The organism is Streptomyces sp. NPDC093225 (assembly GCF_044753805.1).
GTDB lineage: Bacteria > Actinomycetota > Actinomycetes > Streptomycetales > Streptomycetaceae > Streptomyces.
In genome coordinates this window covers 1-16,561 of record NZ_JBIVNX010000059.1, presented here as the reverse complement: position 1 = coordinate 16,561, position 16,561 = coordinate 1, and the positions used below count along the sequence as shown (strand labels likewise).

Below are 16,561 nucleotides of genomic sequence, written 5' to 3'. Positions count from 1 at the left end.
GGGACGTGGTTCACACGTGCGGCCGGCGTTCCGGCGTTCTCCGGTGATGCGCCCGGCGCGCTGGTGAGAATGCGGGCCATGGGACCCTCCCCGACGAACGTCGCCTCCGAGCCGCCCGAGCAGGAACCCTGGTCCCGCTGGCCCGTCCCCCCTCCGGGCGGCTGGGCCGCCGATGACCTCGACCGGCTTCGGGACCTCCCTCCGCACACCGAGTTGATCGAAGGGCAGCTCGTCTTCGCGCGGACGCGGACGCTGTTCCACCTGCGAGCCGTCGACTTGCTTCGCGGCGGGCTCCAGTCCGCAGTCCCTGCGGGACTGGAGGTCGTCCGCGAGTTCACGATCGACATCGACCGGCAGAACCGCCCCGAGCCAGACGTCATCGTCGTCGACGACGACGTACTCGTCGACTTCGGACTGACCAGGCTTCCCGCATCCACCGTCCGGCTCGCCGTCGAGGTCGTCTCCCCCGAGTCCGTCGGCCGGGACCGGGACACCAAGCCGGTCAAGTACGCCCGCGCCGGGATCCCGCACTTCCGGCGGGTGGAGAGCGCCGAGGGCCGGGCCGTCGTCTACGTGTACGAGCTCGACCCGGCCACCGGCGCCTACGTGGCCACCGGGATCTTCCACGACCGGCTGAAGGTCCCGGTGCCTTTCCCCATCGACCTCGACCTCACGGCCATCGTCCTCCGGCGGGGCGGGGCCGACGCCGAGTAGGCGACCCCCGGTTCCCCCGCCCCCGTCAGTGGGCCAGCGGGCCGACGGGACCGTTGTGGCCGGCCGCGGGGCCCAGGGTCTTCTTCGAGAGGGTCTGGAGGGCGGTGACGGCGAGAGAGCCGCCCGCCTTGCGGAGCTTCAGCACGTAGACGAAGCCCACCTCCGGCTCCGTCAGGGTGGTGGCGTCGGGGGCCAGGACGACCGCCTCGGGCCGGCGGTCGCCGTCCACGTCCAGCAGGGCTCCGGCCGCGGGCCGGGAGTTGAGGTGCTTGACGGCGGCCCAGGTGAACCGGCCGGCGGTGGCCGGGCCGCGGGTGGAGCCGAGCAGGGCCGCCGTGTAGCCGTGGTCGGCGATCTGTCCGTACGCGCCCGCGGGGGTGGTGACGAGCAGGTCGTCGGTGCCGTTGCCGTCGATGTCCCCGGCGGCGAGGTCGCGGCCGAAGGCCGCGCCGGCCTGACGGGCGCGGCCGGCGTGGCCGGCCGTCAGGACCCGGGCCGCGGTGGCCAGTCCGGTCGTGCCGCCGCGCAGGACCGCCACGACGCCCTCGCCGCACGGGCCGCCGTTCGCGCCCGTGGCGGCCACGGCCAGGTCCGCGTACCCGCCGCCGTACAACCGGCCGGTGACGGCGACCGTGCCGGCCGGGGCGTTCGCGCCGACGTCGAGGTCGCCCGTGCCCAGCCCGGCCGCGGTGAAGTACTGCGCTCCGCCGGCGGTCGGGCCGCCGGAGGTGCTGCCGCGCAGCACCGTCAAGGAGCCGCGGGGCCGGGACCGGAGGGGGCCGGCGGGGCTGGTGCACGACGTCGCGCGGGTGCCGGCCGGCGGCGGGTCGAACGGGGTGACGACGACCAGTTCGTCGGCCCGGGTGCCGGCCAGGTTGCCGGTGGCCAGCCGGTGGCCGAACCGGTGGCCGAAGCCGAGGGTGCCGGGGATGCCGGGGCTGTTCTGGGTCAGCAGCCTGGCGCCGGTGGCGGTCAGTCCGCCGCGCGTGCCGCGCAGGAGGGTGACGGAGCCCGCGTCCTGCTCGCTGCCGAAGGACTCGCGCGGGGTGCCGACGGCGAGGTCGGCGTACCCGTCGCCGTCGAAGTCGCCGCTGGCCAGGGCACTGCCGAAGTGGTCGTCCTCCTCGGCCCGGTCGGGGATGCCGGGGGTGTCCTGGGTGAACACGCGGGCGCGGGTGTAGTACGGGGCGGTCGCCCTGCCGTACAGGACGCCGACCGCGCCCGCCCAGGTCGCGCCGCCGACGCCGGCGGTCGGGGCGCCGACGGCGAGGTCGGTGCGGCCGTCGCCGTTGAAGTCGCCGTACGCGAGCACCTGTCCCCACGCCTCGGGCCAGGCGGGGTCGTCCTTCAACGGGATGCCGGGGTCGTGCTGGTTGACCGCGACGGCACCGCGACCGAGGGTGCCGACCGGCGCGCCGGGTACGAGCTGGAACTCCTCGCCGCCGTCGTGGAAGCCGCCGTAGACCGCGAGGTCGGCCCGGCCGTCGCCGGTGAGGTCGCCGTGCATCGGCGGCCGCGCGGCCGCCGTACCGGCCACCGCCACCGCGCCCGCCGTCTCCGCCCTCGCCGGCGCCGCCTGCGCCGGGCAGGCAGGACCGCCCGCCGCGAGCCCGCCGACGGCTGCCACCACCAGAGCCGTCTTGATCTTCGTCATCCTCATGGCGTCACGCTACCGGGCGCGGCCACCCGGGCCACGGGCCGTCAAGTCCCTTGCGGTCGGGCTCCGTACGGACCGGAACCGCCTACGATCACGGCATGCAGAAGCGCTGCGCGGACTCGTCCCTGTCCCTCTGGTCGCGGAACTCGATCCTGTCGATCGGGTCCGTGGACTCGGTCCTCTCCATCGGCTCGGCCGGATCCGTGCTGTCCGTCGGCTCGGTGGGCAGCGCCCTCTCGTTCGGTTCCATCGGCTCGGCCGCCTCCGCCCTCTCGGCCGGCTCGTGGCTGAGCCTGGGCTCGGTGCTGTCCGCCCAGTCCTGCTGGTCGACCCTCTCCTGGCGTTCCCGCGGCGGCATCATGGCCGCCGGCGCGGTGACCGCGGCGGCCCTCGCCTGCACCGCCGTCACCACCGCCCGCCGCCGCACCCACTAGGACCGGCTGGCTCCGGTCTCCGGCAGGCTCGGGCCAGGACCGGATGAGGCGCCGGCTACGCCTCTTTCGACCGTGTTCTGGGAGGCGACGGGAAGGAGCCGCTGATGAGCGTCGAGGCGATCATGCACACCGAGTTCCCCGAGGGATACACAGTCTTCTTCGGTGCCGACGGGAAGGTGATCATGACCCCGCGAAGCTTGGAGCACTCCAGCACCATCCGCTCCATGCAGATCGATACGCTGGCTCTGGGACGTCACGCGAAGGTCACCTCCGACGTGTACATCGACTTCCCGGCGGACGAGAACTCCGCTCCCGATCTCGCGATCCTGCGTGAGGACTCCCAGCGGGTGGGCAAGCGCTACAGCTTCGAGGACGTGCTACTGATCGCGGAGGTGGTGTCCGTCTCCTCGGCACGCAAGGACTACGACGACTGCACCGCCAAGTACGGCCGCTACGGCATCCCCGTCTACCTGGTGGTGGATCCGTACGCCGCGGAAATCGTCGTCCACACCCAGCCCACCGGAACCGGCTACATCGCGGCTCACACACACAAGTACGGCACCGGCAGGCTCCCCATCGAGCTGGCCGACGGGCGTACCTTCACGCTCGACCTGGACGAGCTGCCCCGGCCCGAACCGGAGACGGTGCACCAGTCCCGCGACTAGTCCCGCGGCGGCCGGCCCGTCCCGCCGCGCCTGCGCCCCGCTACGCCCACGGCACCTCCGGCGCCCGGTAGTACCCCACCCCCAGGGCCGTCAGCCGGGGCCCCTGGGCCGCCAGCCGCAGCCGGTACGCGTCCCACGACAGCGCCGAGGCCGGCGACCAGCCCAGCTCCGCGATGCCGAGCGCGCGCGGGAAGGCCATCAGGTCCGCGTCCGCCGCGGTCGCGACGGTCTCCGTCCACAGCGCGGCCTCCACGCCCAGCACCGCCGCCCCGTCGACACCGGCCAGGTACGCGCCCGGGTCCCACTCGTACGCCCGCCGCACCGGCACGTACCCGGCCCAGCTCAGCCCCGGCCGGGTCGCCGCGTCGTACTTCATGTCGAGGTACGCCCGGTCCGCCGGGGACAACACCACCTTCGCCCCCGCCCGCACCGCCTCGGCGACCTTCGCCTTCTCCGCGGCCGGCGTCCGGTCCAGGCCCCAGTACTGCAGCACCGTGCCCGAGACCGGTCCGGCGCCCGCCAGCTGGTGCCAGGCCAGCACCGTCTCCCCCTGCGCCACCACCGCCTGCTGGGCCCGCCCCATGAAGGTGGCGTAGTCGGCGTGCGGGGTGGCGTACGCCTCGTCCCCGCCGATGTGGAGGTAGCGGCCGGGGGTCAGATCGGCCACCTCCCGGAGCACGTCCGCCACGAACTCGTACGTCCGCTCCTTCGCGACGCACAGCGAGCTGAAGCCGACCTTGGTGCCGGTGTACCGGTCGGGGGCGACGCCGTCGCAGTTCAGCTCGGCGTACGAGGCCAGGGCCGCGTTCACGTGGCCCGGCATGTCGATCTCCGGGACCACCTCCACGTACCGCTCCCCCGCGTACCGCACCAGGTCCCGGTACTGCGCCTTCGTCCAGTACCCGCCCGGGCCGCCGCCGACCTCGGTGCCGCCGCCGTGTTCGGCCAGCCGCGGCCAGGAATCGACCGCCAGGCGCCAGCCCTGGTCGTCGGTGAGGTGCAGGTGCAGGACGTTGACCTTGTAGAGGGCGAGCCGGTCGACGTAGCGCTTGACCTGGTCGACGGTGAAGAAGTGGCGGGCGATGTCGATCATGGCTCCCCGGTAGGGGAAGCGCGGGGCGTCGGAGACCGTGCCCCCCGCCACCACCGGGGGCCCGGTCACCGGCACCAGCTGCCGCAGCGTCTGCGCGCCCCGGAACAGGCCGGCGGGACGGAGTGCGGTGATCACGACCCCGGTGCGGTCGGCCCGGAGGCGGTAGCCCTCCTCCCCGTAGGAGGTCGCGTGCGCGTCCAGGCGCAGCCGGATCCCGTCGGCCGCGGGGCCGCCCGCGTCGGTGCCGGACACCCGCAGCGCCGGCCCGGTCGCGGGGCGCAGCGCCTGGGCGAGCAGTTCGCCGACCCCGCGGGCCGCGGCCGATCCGGCGGTGGTGCGGATCACCGTGCGCGCGTCGAGCGGGTAGCCGGGGCCGCCGGGGGCGGTGTGCGCCGGGGCCGGCACGATCCGCTCGTACGCGGTCGGGTCCGCGGCCCGCGCCCGGTGGCCGGCTCCCGCCGCCGGCACGGGTACCAGCAGCGCCGCGCACGCCACCAGGGCCAGGAGCCCCATCGGTCCGGCCGGTCGCCGTGGGCCGCGCGGCCCGTTCCGCCCACTCAGCAGTCGCATCCCCCACATATAGGGGCGCCTCGGCCCCCGGCCCTGCACACGCAGCCGGGCCGGGGCACGAGTCCATCCGTAAGGGGGGCGTCACCGGGAGCCACCACCGAGGGGCGATTTGCCCGGACTTTAGTGGAATCTCGCATTCCATTGGTCCGTACCTTGTGATTCCTGCCCGGAATCGGGCAGGAATGTTGCATTCCACGGCTCCGAGACCTCAATATCTACGGGTGCTCGATCGCCGCCCGTCACATGACGACCTCGTCGACCACCTGGTGCGCAGCACCGCGCTGCAGCGCGGTGAGGCCTCCCGGGTGGTGCTCGACGTGCTGGCGTACTTCGACGAGACGACCGAGGAGTTCGTCCGCCGTCGCCACCGGGAGCTCCAGGCCGGCGGCTCGGTGAACGCGGAGATCTTCGAGCGGATCGCGGCCGAGCTGCCGCACCGCGCCGTGGCGCCGCCGGAACTGTCCCTCCGGCAGCTGCGCCGCATCGTCTACGGCTGAAGCGGCCGAACACAGCACACCCAAGACTTCGGAGGACTTTCACCCATATGTGCGGAATCGTCGGTTACATCGGCAAGCGCGACGTGGCTCCGCTGCTGCTCGAAGGCCTGCAGCGCCTCGAGTACCGCGGCTACGACTCGGCGGGCATCGTCGTCAACAGCCCCAAGACGCCGGCCCTGAAGGTCGTCAAGGCCAAGGGCCGCGTCCGCGAGCTGGAGTCCCGGGTCCCCAAGCGCTTCGCCGGCACCACCGGCATCGCGCACACCCGCTGGGCCACCCACGGCGCGCCGAGCGACATCAACTCGCACCCGCACCTGGACCCCGAAGGCAAGGTCGCCGTCGTCCACAACGGCATCGTCGACAACGCCGCCGAGCTGCGCGCCAAGCTGGAGGCCGACGGCGTCGTCTTCGCCTCCGAGACCGACACCGAGGTCATCGTCCACCTCGTCGCCCGCTCCCAGGCCGACTCCCTGGAGGAGAAGGTCCGCGACGCGCTGAAGCTGATCGAGGGCACGTACGGCATCGCCGTCATGCACCAGGACTTCCCGGACCGCATCGTCGTGGCCCGCAACGGCTCGCCGGTCGTCCTCGGCATCGGCGAGAAGGAGATGTTCGTCGCCTCCGACGTCGCCGCGCTGATCTCCCACACCCGCCAGGTCGTCACCCTCGACGACGGCGAGATGGCCACCCTCAAGGCCGACGACTTCCGCACGTACACCACCTCGGGCACCCGCACCACCGCCACGCCCGAGACCGTGGAGTGGGAGGCCGCCTCCTACGACATGGGCGGCCACGACACGTACATGCACAAGGAGATCTGCGAGCAGCCCGACGCGGTCGACCGCGTGCTGCGCGGCCGCATCGACGAGAAGTTCTCCACCGTCCACCTGGGCGGCCTGAACCTCGACGCCCGCGAGGCCCGCGGCATCCGCCGCGTGAAGATCCTCGGCTGCGGCACCTCGTACCACGCGGGCATGATCGGCGCCTCGCTCATCGAGGGCCTGGCCCGCATCCCGGCCGACTCCGAGCCGGCCTCCGAGTTCCGCTACCGCAACCCGGTCGTGGACCCCGACACCCTGTACATCGCCGTCTCGCAGTCGGGTGAGACGTACGACGTGCTGGCCGCCGTCCAGGAGCTCAAGCGCAAGGGCGCCCGCGTCCTCGGCGTGGTCAACGTGGTCGGCTCGGCCATCGCCCGCGAGGCCGACGGCGGCGTGTACGTGCACGCCGGCCCCGAGGTCTGCGTCGTCTCCACCAAGTGCTTCACCAACACGGTCGTCGCCTTCGCTCTGCTCGCCCTGCACCTGGGCCGCATCCGCGACCTGTCGGTGGCCGACGGCAAGCGGATCATCGAGGGCCTGCGCAAGCTGCCCGCGCAGATCCAGGAGATCCTCGAGAGCGAAGAGGACATCAAGAAGCTGGCCGCCGAGTACGCGGAGGCCAAGTCGATGATGTTCATCGGCCGTGTCCGCGGCTACCCGGTCGCGCTGGAGGCCTCCCTCAAGCTGAAGGAGATCTCCTACATCCACGCCGAGGCGTACCCGGCCTCCGAGCTCAAGCACGGCCCGCTGGCCCTGATCGAGCCGGCCATGCCGACCGTCGCGATCGTGCCGAGCGACTCGCTGCTGGAGAAGAACCGCGCGGCGCTGGAGGAGATCAAGGCCCGCAGCGGCCGGATCCTCGCGGTCGCGCACACCGAGCAGGAGAAGGCCGACCACACCATCGTCGTCCCGAAGAACGAGGACGAGCTGGACCCGATCCTGATGGGCATCCCGCTGCAGCTGCTGGCGTACCACACCGCGCTGGCCCTGGGCCGGGACATCGACAAGCCGCGCAACCTGGCGAAGTCCGTCACCGTCGAGTAGTCGCGACGGTGGTCGCGGAAGGGCCCCTCGTGCTCCTGCACGAGGGGCCCTTCCCTTTGCGCGGTGCGCGGTGCGCGTCGCACGGTTCGCGTTGCGCGTTGCGCGTTGCGCGGTCGGCGGTACGAGCGCTCAGCTCGCGGCCACCGCCCCGCTGCCGGAGGCGCGGCGGACCGAGGCCGGCCAGCCGGTGAGCGCGGCCGTGGCGCCGTACCAGGCCAGCAGGCCGCCGACGGCGGCGACCCAGCCGCCCGCCTTGGCCAGGGAGCCGGCGTCCGCGAAGGCGGATACGGCCAGCAGGAGGAGGGAGAGGAACTGCAGGGCGTAGACGCCCTGACTGAAGAGCCCGCCCGGCGCGGCTGCCGCAAGGGTCAGCGCGAGCAGGGCGAACAGGACCAGAAACGTTCCGGCAGCGTCCTCGGAGGCCTTCCCGCCGGCCGCGTTGGCCCATGTGAACCAGAGGGCGCCGAGGCCGGCGAAAGCGGTGCCGTTGAAGCCGTTGCCGCCGCGGTACTCGAGGACTCCGAGGACGAACAGCGTGAGTCCGCCGACGTACGTGGCGAGCGAGACGGAGTCGGCCGCGGTCACGCCGTCGATGACGCCGGTGTGGCCGATACCGAACGCGAGAAGGGTGAGACCCAGGGCGATGTGCCCGAGGGTGGAAGTGGTGGCCTTGCTCCCCGCGGAGACGTCATTGTCCACGGCGGGCTCCCTTCGATCTGCACTTTTCTGCTGCTACCCAGCGACATTTATGTTCCCTTCACAAAGGAACAATGCACCCGTTCGTGGTCACGGAATGACAACGACCGGTCGCTGAGCGCGCTTGGCCAGCCGGCCCGCCACGGAGCCGAAGAGCTTGCCGACGATGCCGTGGGTGGAGCCCACCACGATGGCGTCGGCGGAGTACTCCCGGCCGACCTCCTCCAACTCGTGGCAGATGTCGCCGCCGCGCTCGACCAGGATCCACGGGACCTCGGCGAGGTAGTCGGCACAGGCGAGTTCGAGCCCGAGGACCTCGGTGCGGTGGTCGGGCACGTCGACGAAGACGGGCGGCTCGCAGCCGGCCCAGACGGTGGTGGGCAGCCGGTTGGCCACGTGCACGATGATCAGACCGGAGCCGGAGCGCTTGGCCATGCCGATGGCGTAGGCGAGGGCCCGCTCACTGGAGGTCGACCCGTCGAAACCGACCACGACGCCGTGCCGGAAGGCGGGATCGCACGGATGGCGCGGCTCTTCGACCGCTCGGAGGTCCGCCGCGGGATCGGCTACCCGCCTGCGCTTTCGGCCCGCGGGTTCGGAGAATTCGTGACCGGCCATGGGTGTCTCGGCGAAGAAAGTCCTAGTGGAGGCAACAGAGTGTGACGAAGCTGTGTCCGGGAATCATCTTCCCAAGCCCATACCCCCAAGGGTACGGCGACACTCCTCCCCTGCACAGGGCCGTCCGTCCCTTGGGAAAGCGTCCCGTGGAGCATGCCGGAGGCGGGAGGAGTTGGCAATGCCCCGTCCCGCCTACCGTCCGTGACGAGACACCCTCGCGGAGAGTGACCGACGCCTCGCGCGGCGCGTTGATCAAAGGTCAGACCGTCCCCGAAGAGCCCGCAGGGAGCGCTCCGTGCCCGGTCCTGGAGTCCACCACTCCGCCCATTCCGCCCGCCCCGGCCCCCCGTCATCCGCGCCGCAACCGGTTCACCCGTCCGGGGACCCCGCCGGGGATGTCGTACGGTGGGCCGCCTTCAGCTGCGTCCTGGTTCCGGTGGTCCTCGTGGTGTACGGGACCACCTTCGGCGGGGCCGCGGTCGCCACGCTCGGGCTGGTCGTCGTCACGGCCGTGTGCCGGGTGATGCTGCGCGCCTCCGAGAAGAACGCGCGGGCGGCGGCGCGCGTACCGGCCGCGACCGAGCCGGCCCAGGGCCACCCGGGCCACCGGGGCCGGCACTCGCGCACCGGGGCCGGGGTGCACCGCGGATGCCACGGTGGCGCCAACCCGCCCCCGCACGACTGACCGGTTCGCACACCCGCCCAGCGATTGATTTCAGCCAACTTCGGTTTCGGGCACAACCCTTGGCGGAATGTCCACCCAACCCCCCCACCACCAGCGACGACGCCCCGGTAGGGGGCGCGGCACCCTACCGGTACAGGCCACCGCGGCAAGGCGCGCTTCCCACCAAGGTCGCGGAGTGGAACGCTTCCTGATCGAATGCTTTACGCCAAGTTGCCAAGTCGACATAGCGCTGCGTGCTGAACTTGTCACGCCGACACCACGCGACGCAGTAGATTCGATCATGTATTTACGGCGGGGGAACACGTGCAAGGCCGAGGGGAAACGTGCCAGTGCGACCAGACCAAGGAGTCGCGACACCCAAGGGGGGCTTAGCGCCATGAGCCAGGACTCCACCGTCGTCACCATCGACGCGGGGCGGAAGCTCGCGGGGCGCCGCCGCAGGGAGATCGTCGCGGTGCTGCTGTTCAGCGGCGGACCGATTTTCGAAAGTTCCATCCCACTCTCCGTGTTCGGCATTGACCGGCAGGACGCGGGAGTGCCTCGATACCGACTGCTCGTCTGCGCGGGCGAGGAAGGCCCCCTGCGGACCACGGGCGGGCTCGAACTCACCGCGCCGTACGGCCTGGAGGCGATCGCCCGCGCGGGCACCGTCGTCGTCCCGGCCTGGCGGTCCATCACTTCACCACCACCTCCCGAGGCGCTCGACGCACTGCGTCTGGCGCACGAGGAGGGGGCCCGGATCGTCGGGCTGTGCACGGGGGCCTTCGTGCTCGCCGCGGCCGGCCTGCTCGACGGGCGACCGGCGACGACGCACTGGATGTACGCGCCGACGCTGGCCAAGCGGTACCCGTCCGTCCACGTCGATCCGCGCGAGCTGTTCGTCGACGACGGCGACGTACTGACGTCGGCGGGCACGGCGGCCGGGATCGACCTGTGCCTCCACATCGTGCGCACCGACCACGGCAGTGAGGCGGCCGGGGCCCTGGCCCGCAGGCTCGTCGTACCGCCGCGCCGCACGGGCGGCCAGGAGCGCTACCTCGACCGGTCGCTGCCGGAGGAGATCGGCGCCGACCCGCTGGCCGAGGTGGTCGCCTGGGCGCTGGAGCACCTCCACGAGCAGTTCGACGTGGAGACGCTGGCGGCCCGCGCGTACATGAGCCGGCGGACCTTCGACCGCCGCTTCCGGTCCCTGACCGGAAGCGCGCCGCTGCAGTGGCTGATCACCCAGCGGGTGCTCCAGGCACAGCGGCTGCTGGAGACCTCCGACTACTCGGTCGACGAGGTCGCCGGGCGCTGCGGGTTCCGGTCGCCGGTCGCGCTGCGCGGGCACTTCCGGCGGCAGCTGGGGTCCTCCCCGGCCGCCTACCGGTCCGCGTACCGGGCGCGCCGGCCGCAGGTCGACCCCGTCGCGGTGGCGGACCTGCAGTCGGGTCCGGTGCCGCACCAGCGCACTCCGCAGCCCCAGCGGGCGGCGGCGGCCCTGGCCGCCAGCGGCCCGTCGGTCACGGAGCTGTACGCCCCGGGCCGGGCGGCGCACGCCTAGCCGGCACCGGCACGAGCTCCGGCACCACCGGTGCACGCACCCCTGACGCGTGCGCCGGTGCCCTGCCGGGCGCCTTGTGAGCCGAGGTCCCGCGGATCTGTCCACCTACGATCCGCGGGACCTCCCATAAGGTAAGAGGCATGAACGATCGCATGGTGTGGATCGACTGCGAGATGACCGGGCTCTCGCTGACGGACGACGCACTTATCGAGGTGGCCGCACTGGTCACCGACTCGGAGCTGAACGTGCTCGGCGACGGCGTGGACATCGTGATCCGTCCGCCGGAGTCGGCACTCGAGACCATGCCCGACGTGGTGCGCCAGATGCACACCGCTTCCGGCCTGCTCGACGAGCTGGCCGGCGGCACGACGCTGGCCGACGCCGAGGCGCAGGTCCTGGCGTACGTACGCGAGCACGTGAAGGAGCCCGGCAAGGCTCCGCTGTGCGGGAACTCGGTCTCCACCGACCGCGGCTTCCTGCTGCGCGACATGCCGGACCTGGAGGGCCACCTGCACTACCGCATCGTGGACGTCTCCTCCGTCAAGGAGCTGGCCCGCCGCTGGTACCCGCGCGCGTACTTCAACAGCCCGCCGAAGAACGGCAACCACCGGGCGCTGGCGGACATCAAGGAGTCGATCGCGGAGCTGCGCTACTACCGCGAGGCCGTCTTCGTGCCGCAGCCGGGGCCGGACAGCGAACGGGCCAAGACCATCGCGGCGAAGTACGTGCTGCCGGCCGAGTAGGACGCCGAGCAGGGTCCGGAGCCTCGACGGCGCGATATGGCGAAGCGAGCACCCCTCCGGACCCTGTACTCTTTTCTTCGGCCGGTCGGAATTCCGACCGGACATGGTGGGTGTAGCTCAGTTGGTAGAGCACCTGGTTGTGGTCCAGGTGGCCGCGGGTTCGAGTCCCGTCACTCACCCTGATCGAGGGCCCCGGAGCGCGTGAGCGCACCGGGGCCCTCGCCGTTCTCCGGGCGCGGCCCACGGCGGACCCGGGCTTCGTCGGGCGCACGCCGGCGTCACGGGCGGAACTCGGCCGCGTGGTCGGCAGCCCAGGTCTCGAAGGACCGGGCCGGGCGGCCGGTCAGCCGCTCCACGCCGTCGCCGACCGGGACGGGCAGGCCGTCGGTGGCCCGCCACCAGCCGAGCAGGGCGTCGGCGTAGTCCCCCTGCAGCCACGCGGCGGCGTCGGCCTTCCACTCCTCGGGAGTGACGGTCTCGACCGGGATCGTGCGGCCCAGCGCACGGCCGAGGACGGCGAGCTGGGTGGCGAAGGTCAGCGACTGCGGCCCGCCCAGCGTGTACGCGCGGCCGCCGAGCCGATCGGGGTCGGTGAGCGCGGCGAGGGCCGCCTCGGCGATGTCGGCCTCGTGGACGGGGTCGCTGTGGCTGCCGGGGAACGGCAGCCGGACCGGGCTTCCCGAGCGGACGGCACGGGACCAGCCGCGGGCGTTCCCGGCGAAGGCGCCGGGGCGCAGCACCGTGGTGCGGACCGGGGAGGCCAGCAGGGCGCGCTCCACGGCCAGATGGGCGGCGGCGAGCGGATTGGCCGCGGCATCCGGCGCGAGGACGGCGGAGGAGGACAGCAGCACGAGGTGCCGCACTCCCGCGGTGGCGGCCTGCGCGGCGAAGGCCTCGGCGCCGGCGGCCTCGGCGTAGAGGAAGACGGCGCTCGCGCCGTCGAGGGCGGCCGGGAAGGTGGCCGGGTCCGCGAGGTCGAGGCGACGGGTCGCCGGCTGCTCCGGGGCGCGGGAGGCGAGCCGATGGGGCAGGCCGCGGGCGGCGAGGAGGCCGGTGAGGCGGCGGGCGACGGCGCCCCGGGCGCCGGTGACGAGGATCGTCAAGGAAGACTCCTGGGTAGCATGTGATATGCGGCGCAGACTCTGCGCTCCGCATTCACTGTGCCACACAATCATTGCGTTGCGCAGAGGTTTTTCTCGGGCAGATCGGAACGATCGGAAAGAGGGTGTCCGGTGTCGACGCGCAAGGAATCCCGCAAGGAATCCCGCGAGGAGCTGCTGGGGCGGATCGGCGCGGACAGCCAGCGCCACTACGCCGACTACGCACTGCTCAACCAGGCCATGGCCGACCGTCTCGGGCTGCACCCCACCGACCTCCAGTGCATCTCGATGCTGGATCTGGAGAGCGAGCCGGTGAGCACCGGGGAGGTGGCGAGGCTGACCGGCCTGACCTCGGGCTCCGCGACCCGGCTGGTGGACCGGATGGCCAAGGCCGGGCTGGTCGAGCGGCACGCCGACCCGCAGGACCGGCGCCGCCAGCTCGTCGCCCTCGCACCGGCCGCCCGCGAACGCATCGGAGCCGCCTGGGACGTCCCCGGTGCGGCCTTCCGCGCGCTGCTGGAGAGCTACTCGGACGCCGAGCTGACCGTGATCGCGGACTACCTGCGGCGGGCCTCGGAGGTCGGCCGCGAGCAGGCCCGGCGCCTCAACTCGGAGCCCCCGCAAGCCCGCTGAACCGCTTCCGACCGGCGTGACGGTCCGCTACGGTCGCCGCAACGGGCAACCACAGCGCGCCGGAGACACGGGCGGGTCGGCGTGCGGACGGAGGCTGCCCACCATGTCCCGACCCGACGCACCCCGGCCCACCACGCCCCAACCCACCACGCCCGGATCGGACGCACCCCGATCCGTCCCGCCCCGGCCCGACGCCCGCCCGGGGTTCCGCGGGGTGTTCCGGCTGGGCGGGGCCGCACTGCCCTGGCTCGCGTTCCTCGCCCGGCTGCCCGCCGCGCTCTGCCCCGTCGGCACCCTGCTGCTGATCAACCAGCGCGACGGCATCGGCGACGCCGGCACCCTCGCCGGCGCGCTCTGGCTCGGCCAGGCCCTCGGCGGCCCCCTCATCGGCCGCCTCGCCGACCGGCACGGCCACCGCCCGGTCCTGCTCGTCGCCTGCACCGCCAACGCGGCCGTGCTCGCCGGCCTCGTGGCCGCGGTGCTCGGCGGGCTCCCCCCGGCCGCCCGGATCGCCCTGGCCTGCGCGGCCGGCCTGACCGTGCCGCAGATCGGACCCCTGGCCCGGACCCGCTGGGTGCGGCTGGCCGGACCGGACCGCGCGCTCGTGGGCACGGCCCTGTCCTTCGACACCACCCTGGACGAAGCGAGCTTCATGGTCGGCCCGGCCCTCGCGGGGCTGCTGGCCGTCACCGTGCACCCGGCCGCCGCACTGGTACTCGCCGCGGCGCTGATCCTCGTCTTCGGCACGCTGTTCGCCCTGCACCCGAGCGCACCGCGCGGCGCCACCGCGAACCCGGGGAGGGGGGCGGGATCCGGGGCGGGAAAGGGGACCGCGACCGCGACGGGGCCGGAAGGAACCGAAACCGAGACGACGCCAGCCGAGGACCGAACCAGCGGCGGGACGGACGGCGGCGGGCCGAAGGGACGACTCCGCTCCCCCGGACTCGCCGTGCTGACCACCATGGCCGTGCTCCAGGGCGCCGCCTGGAGCAGCGCCAACACCGGCGTCAACGCCCTGGCCCAGCAGGTCGGCAACCCGGGTGCCGCCGGCCTGGTCTGGGCGGCCATGGCGGTCACCAGCTCGGCGGCGGGCTTCGTGACCGTCGCCCGACCCGGCCGCGCCGGTCTCGTCACCCGGCTGCGGCGCACCGCGGCCGCCCAGGCCCTGCTGACCCTGCCCCTGCTCGCGGTCGGCGGGTCGGCCGGGGCCGCGCTCGGCGGCGCCGCGCTCGCCGTGGCCGGGATCGGGCTGGCGGTCGCCCCGCACCTGATCGCCCTGTTCGGGCTCGCCGAGCGGCTCGCGCCGGCCCGGCGGATGGCCGAGGCCATGACCCTGCTCGGCAGCGGCCTGATCGTCGGCCAGGCGCTGGCCGCCGTCGCCGCGGGACGGCTGGCGGCGGCCTACGGACCCCGGGCCGCCTTCGCGCTGGCCTGCGCCGCCATGGCCGTGTCGGCGCTGGTGGCGCTACGCGGCGGCGGGCTGCTCCGGGACCCGGGCGGCGCCGGACTCAGCGCTGCCCCGACTTCAGCCGGGAGAACCCCTTCATCAGGTCCTCCTGGTTCATCACCGGCGTGATCTCGATCTCCGCGTGGAGGTCCACGAACAGGTCCTCGAACAGCGCCGGGAACTGGGACGGGTCGTCGAGGTCACACACGATGAACCAGGACCGGACGCCTTCCGAGAGGCCGAAATAGGCGCATTCGGGGTTGAGCTTGCCCATGAGGTCCTTGAGGATGCCCGGCATCCTGCCGTCCTTGAACGCCTCGTTGGTGGCCCCGGTGTCGAGGTGGGTCCGGATCATGCACCTCATGCGTGACTCCTTTCGTCACGCCCACACTCGGGCCCCCCGCAGGGGGCGGCAACACGGCCGCCTCCGTCCGGGCGTCGGCCTTCCGGGGTCGGCCTTTCGGGGTCGGCCTTCCGGGGGGGGGCGGCCGCCCGGGCCGTCAGGGCGGGACGCCCAGGTCGTACGGGAGCTGGTACCGCGTGGGGTCGTCCGGCAGGAACCAGTGGAAGCCCTCCTCGAAGAGGACCGCGACGATGTTGACGGCGATGACCGTGCCGAGGAAGCCGAGCGCCAGCTGCCCCGCCATCCGGTACGGGCCGTCCTCCGGGATCGTCCGGGCCGAGGTCGAGTGCGCCAGCGCCAGCACGACGCCCACCGCGACCACCGAGGCCTGGAAGAGGATCCACGCCCAGACGTAGAGGTGCAGCCCGAACGCCTCGCTGCCGTACCCCTTGTCGCCCGGGAGGACGTGCAGCATCGTCTGCCGCCACGAGGCGAACGAGCCGGCGATCACCGCGATCAGGGCCATCCCCCAGCCCATCATGTAGTCGCGGCCGGTGATCGACCCGGCCATGCCCCGGCGCACGATCGCCCCCGCCCCGATGGCCGCCAACAGCATGAACATCCGCTGCACGATGCACAGCGGGCACGGGTACTCCCACCTGACGAACTGGTAGTAGAGCCCGCCGCAGACGACACCCGTCCACCCGACCACGAAGAAGCACGCGAACCAGTACTGGACCTTGCCCAGGAGGCCGCTCTCGGCGGGCGCATCCGGCAGGATGCTGCTCATCGCCACCATGGTCAGTAGCTCAGCTTCAGGCCGAGGCCGCCGGTGATGTGGTGGGCCATCAGCAGGATGACGGCGGCCAGCATGACGAACCAGGCCCCGAGCACCACCATCCGGGACGACAGCCGGTACACGGCCAGCATGGTGGCGAACAGGCCGCCGAAGATCAGGGTGTCCATGGCACCGGACGGTACCCAGAACCGGACATGCCGGACACGAGGCGCGCCATGCCCGCCCCGCGCGGGGGCGGGTGTCGCACGGGGGCGGTGGTCAGCCAGGGCGGGTGCCGAGCACGGGCCGGCCCCACGTAGCCGCGTGCCACGCAGAGGGGCCACCGGTCCAGGGACACCCCGGTCACCGAATCCTCGGCGGTGCCGGTGGGTCCCGTGGTGTGTGGGGGAGGCGCTTGACGGGGGTGGCAGGCTGGACCGGAGGCAGGCCCGGGCCGGAGGTGGCCGAAGGCCAGGGCGA

General features: G+C 73.0%; 18 protein-coding genes and 1 tRNA gene. 11 read left to right on the top strand and 8 right to left on the bottom strand.

Features of this window, described 5'->3' with window-relative positions; all coding sequences use genetic code 11:
- Positions 1–78: 78 nt before the first annotated feature.
- Complete coding sequence (locus ACIQCH_RS33580; protein ID WP_402587267.1) at positions 79–714, top strand: Uma2 family endonuclease; 636 nt, start codon at positions 79–81, stop codon at positions 712–714.
- Between the two features lie 25 nt (positions 715–739).
- On the opposite strand, the gene ACIQCH_RS33575 is transcribed toward ACIQCH_RS33580, so the two are convergent.
- Positions 740–2,374, bottom strand: coding sequence for a hypothetical protein (locus tag ACIQCH_RS33575; RefSeq protein ID WP_402587265.1), 1,635 nt, complete (start codon positions 2,372–2,374; stop codon positions 740–742).
- Positions 2,375–2,469: 95 nt separating this feature from the next.
- On the opposite strand from ACIQCH_RS33575, the gene ACIQCH_RS33570 reads away from it, so the two are divergent.
- Both ACIQCH_RS33570 and ACIQCH_RS33565 read left to right on the top strand, forming a co-directional pair.
- Positions 2,470–2,805, top strand: coding sequence for a hypothetical protein (locus ACIQCH_RS33570; protein ID WP_402587263.1), 336 nt, complete (start codon positions 2,470–2,472; stop codon positions 2,803–2,805).
- A 104-nt stretch (positions 2,806–2,909) separates the two neighbouring features.
- On the top strand, positions 2,910–3,470 hold the full coding sequence (locus ACIQCH_RS33565) for a Uma2 family endonuclease (RefSeq protein WP_402587261.1): 561 nt from the start codon (positions 2,910–2,912) through the stop codon (positions 3,468–3,470).
- A 40-nt stretch (positions 3,471–3,510) separates the two neighbouring features.
- On the opposite strand, the gene ACIQCH_RS33560 is transcribed toward ACIQCH_RS33565, so the two are convergent.
- Positions 3,511–5,076 carry a beta-N-acetylhexosaminidase gene (locus ACIQCH_RS33560; protein ID WP_402587259.1) on the bottom strand — a complete coding sequence of 522 codons (1,566 nt, stop codon included), beginning with the start codon at positions 5,074–5,076 and terminating at the stop codon, positions 3,511–3,513.
- 278 nt (positions 5,077–5,354) lie between these two features.
- Here ACIQCH_RS33560 and ACIQCH_RS33555 point away from each other — a divergent pair, with 278 nt between their 5' ends.
- Together ACIQCH_RS33555 and glmS are read left to right on the top strand one after the other, a co-directional pair.
- A complete protein-coding gene (locus ACIQCH_RS33555; protein ID WP_030205065.1) occupies positions 5,355–5,630 on the top strand; it encodes a hypothetical protein in 276 nt (91 codons plus the stop codon).
- Between the two features lie 47 nt (positions 5,631–5,677).
- Positions 5,678–7,495 (top strand): glutamine--fructose-6-phosphate transaminase (isomerizing), encoded by a 1,818-nt coding sequence (gene glmS, locus ACIQCH_RS33550; protein WP_402587257.1) that lies wholly within the window; start codon positions 5,678–5,680, stop codon positions 7,493–7,495.
- A gap of 129 nt (positions 7,496–7,624) precedes the next feature.
- Here the strand turns inward: glmS and ACIQCH_RS33545 are convergent, their stop codons facing one another.
- Entirely contained in the window at positions 7,625–8,194 is a 570-nt protein-coding gene (locus ACIQCH_RS33545) for a GPR1/FUN34/YaaH family transporter (RefSeq protein ID WP_402587255.1), read from the bottom strand.
- An 87-nt stretch (positions 8,195–8,281) separates the two neighbouring features.
- Entirely contained in the window at positions 8,282–8,809 is a 528-nt protein-coding gene (locus ACIQCH_RS33540; protein WP_402587253.1) for a universal stress protein, read from the bottom strand.
- Positions 8,810–9,254: 445 nt separating this feature from the next.
- Here ACIQCH_RS33540 and ACIQCH_RS33535 point away from each other — a divergent pair, with 445 nt between their 5' ends.
- The 4 genes from ACIQCH_RS33535 to ACIQCH_RS33520 all read left to right on the top strand — a co-directional run bounded on the left by ACIQCH_RS33535 (position 9,255) and on the right by ACIQCH_RS33520 (position 11,959).
- Entirely contained in the window at positions 9,255–9,494 is a 240-nt protein-coding gene (locus ACIQCH_RS33535; RefSeq protein ID WP_402587251.1) for a hypothetical protein, read from the top strand.
- A gap of 376 nt (positions 9,495–9,870) precedes the next feature.
- Positions 9,871–11,037, top strand: a complete 1,167-nt coding sequence (locus ACIQCH_RS33530; protein WP_402587250.1) for a helix-turn-helix domain-containing protein — start codon at positions 9,871–9,873, stop codon at positions 11,035–11,037.
- Between the two features lie 140 nt (positions 11,038–11,177).
- The gene (gene orn, locus ACIQCH_RS33525) at positions 11,178–11,780 is read left to right on the top strand and encodes an oligoribonuclease (RefSeq protein WP_030205031.1); all 603 of its coding nucleotides are present in this window, start codon (positions 11,178–11,180) and stop codon (positions 11,778–11,780) included.
- A gap of 106 nt (positions 11,781–11,886) precedes the next feature.
- A tRNA-His gene (locus tag ACIQCH_RS33520) sits at positions 11,887–11,959 on the top strand.
- Positions 11,960–12,058: 99 nt separating this feature from the next.
- On the opposite strand, the gene ACIQCH_RS33515 is transcribed toward ACIQCH_RS33520, so the two are convergent.
- Positions 12,059–12,883: an NAD(P)H-binding protein gene (locus tag ACIQCH_RS33515; protein WP_402587247.1), complete on the bottom strand. Its 825-nt coding sequence runs from the start codon at positions 12,881–12,883 to the stop codon at positions 12,059–12,061.
- Positions 12,884–13,012: 129 nt separating this feature from the next.
- Between ACIQCH_RS33515 and ACIQCH_RS33510 the strand changes: the two genes are divergently transcribed.
- Together ACIQCH_RS33510 and ACIQCH_RS33505 are read left to right on the top strand one after the other, a co-directional pair.
- Entirely contained in the window at positions 13,013–13,513 is a 501-nt protein-coding gene (locus ACIQCH_RS33510) for a MarR family winged helix-turn-helix transcriptional regulator (protein ID WP_402587245.1), read from the top strand.
- Between the two features lie 103 nt (positions 13,514–13,616).
- Entirely contained in the window at positions 13,617–15,089 is a 1,473-nt protein-coding gene (locus ACIQCH_RS33505; protein ID WP_402587243.1) for an MFS transporter, read from the top strand.
- Here ACIQCH_RS33505 and ACIQCH_RS33500 read toward each other — a convergent pair.
- From ACIQCH_RS33500 to ACIQCH_RS33490, 3 genes are all read right to left on the bottom strand, one after another.
- Entirely contained in the window at positions 15,022–15,324 is a 303-nt protein-coding gene (locus ACIQCH_RS33500; protein ID WP_402587241.1) for a DUF3303 family protein, read from the bottom strand. The two genes, ACIQCH_RS33505 and ACIQCH_RS33500, sit on opposite strands and share 68 nt — an antisense overlap.
- A 136-nt stretch (positions 15,325–15,460) precedes the next feature.
- Entirely contained in the window at positions 15,461–16,093 is a 633-nt protein-coding gene (locus tag ACIQCH_RS33495) for a disulfide bond formation protein B (protein WP_402587239.1), read from the bottom strand.
- An 11-nt stretch (positions 16,094–16,104) separates the two neighbouring features.
- Complete coding sequence (locus ACIQCH_RS33490) at positions 16,105–16,269, bottom strand: DUF5993 family protein (protein WP_402587237.1); 165 nt, start codon at positions 16,267–16,269, stop codon at positions 16,105–16,107.
- Positions 16,270–16,561: the final 292 nt, after the last annotated feature.

What these genes read in the sequence shown, in the direction of transcription:
- ACIQCH_RS33540 (WP_402587253.1), bottom strand. Translation starts at nt 8,809, where the DNA reads ATGGCCGGTCACGAATTCTCCGAACCCGCGGGCCGAAAGCGCAGGCGG.
- ACIQCH_RS33490 (WP_402587237.1), bottom strand. Translation starts at nt 16,269, where the DNA reads ATGGACACCCTGATCTTCGGCGGCCTGTTCGCCACCATGCTGGCCGTG.
- orn (WP_030205031.1), top strand. Translation starts at nt 11,178, where the DNA reads ATGAACGATCGCATGGTGTGGATCGACTGCGAGATGACCGGGCTCTCG.
- ACIQCH_RS33560 (WP_402587259.1), bottom strand. Translation starts at nt 5,076, where the DNA reads ATGGGGCTCCTGGCCCTGGTGGCGTGCGCGGCGCTGCTGGTACCCGTG.
- ACIQCH_RS33570 (WP_402587263.1), top strand. Translation starts at nt 2,470, where the DNA reads ATGCAGAAGCGCTGCGCGGACTCGTCCCTGTCCCTCTGGTCGCGGAAC.
- glmS (WP_402587257.1), top strand. Translation starts at nt 5,678, where the DNA reads ATGTGCGGAATCGTCGGTTACATCGGCAAGCGCGACGTGGCTCCGCTG.
- ACIQCH_RS33500 (WP_402587241.1), bottom strand. Translation starts at nt 15,324, where the DNA reads ATGAGGTGCATGATCCGGACCCACCTCGACACCGGGGCCACCAACGAG.
- ACIQCH_RS33530 (WP_402587250.1), top strand. Translation starts at nt 9,871, where the DNA reads ATGAGCCAGGACTCCACCGTCGTCACCATCGACGCGGGGCGGAAGCTC.
- ACIQCH_RS33495 (WP_402587239.1), bottom strand. Translation starts at nt 16,093, where the DNA reads ATGAGCAGCATCCTGCCGGATGCGCCCGCCGAGAGCGGCCTCCTGGGC.
- ACIQCH_RS33505 (WP_402587243.1), top strand. Translation starts at nt 13,617, where the DNA reads ATGTCCCGACCCGACGCACCCCGGCCCACCACGCCCCAACCCACCACG.
- ACIQCH_RS33565 (WP_402587261.1), top strand. Translation starts at nt 2,910, where the DNA reads ATGAGCGTCGAGGCGATCATGCACACCGAGTTCCCCGAGGGATACACA.
- ACIQCH_RS33580 (WP_402587267.1), top strand. Translation starts at nt 79, where the DNA reads ATGGGACCCTCCCCGACGAACGTCGCCTCCGAGCCGCCCGAGCAGGAA.
- ACIQCH_RS33575 (WP_402587265.1), bottom strand. Translation starts at nt 2,374, where the DNA reads ATGAGGATGACGAAGATCAAGACGGCTCTGGTGGTGGCAGCCGTCGGC.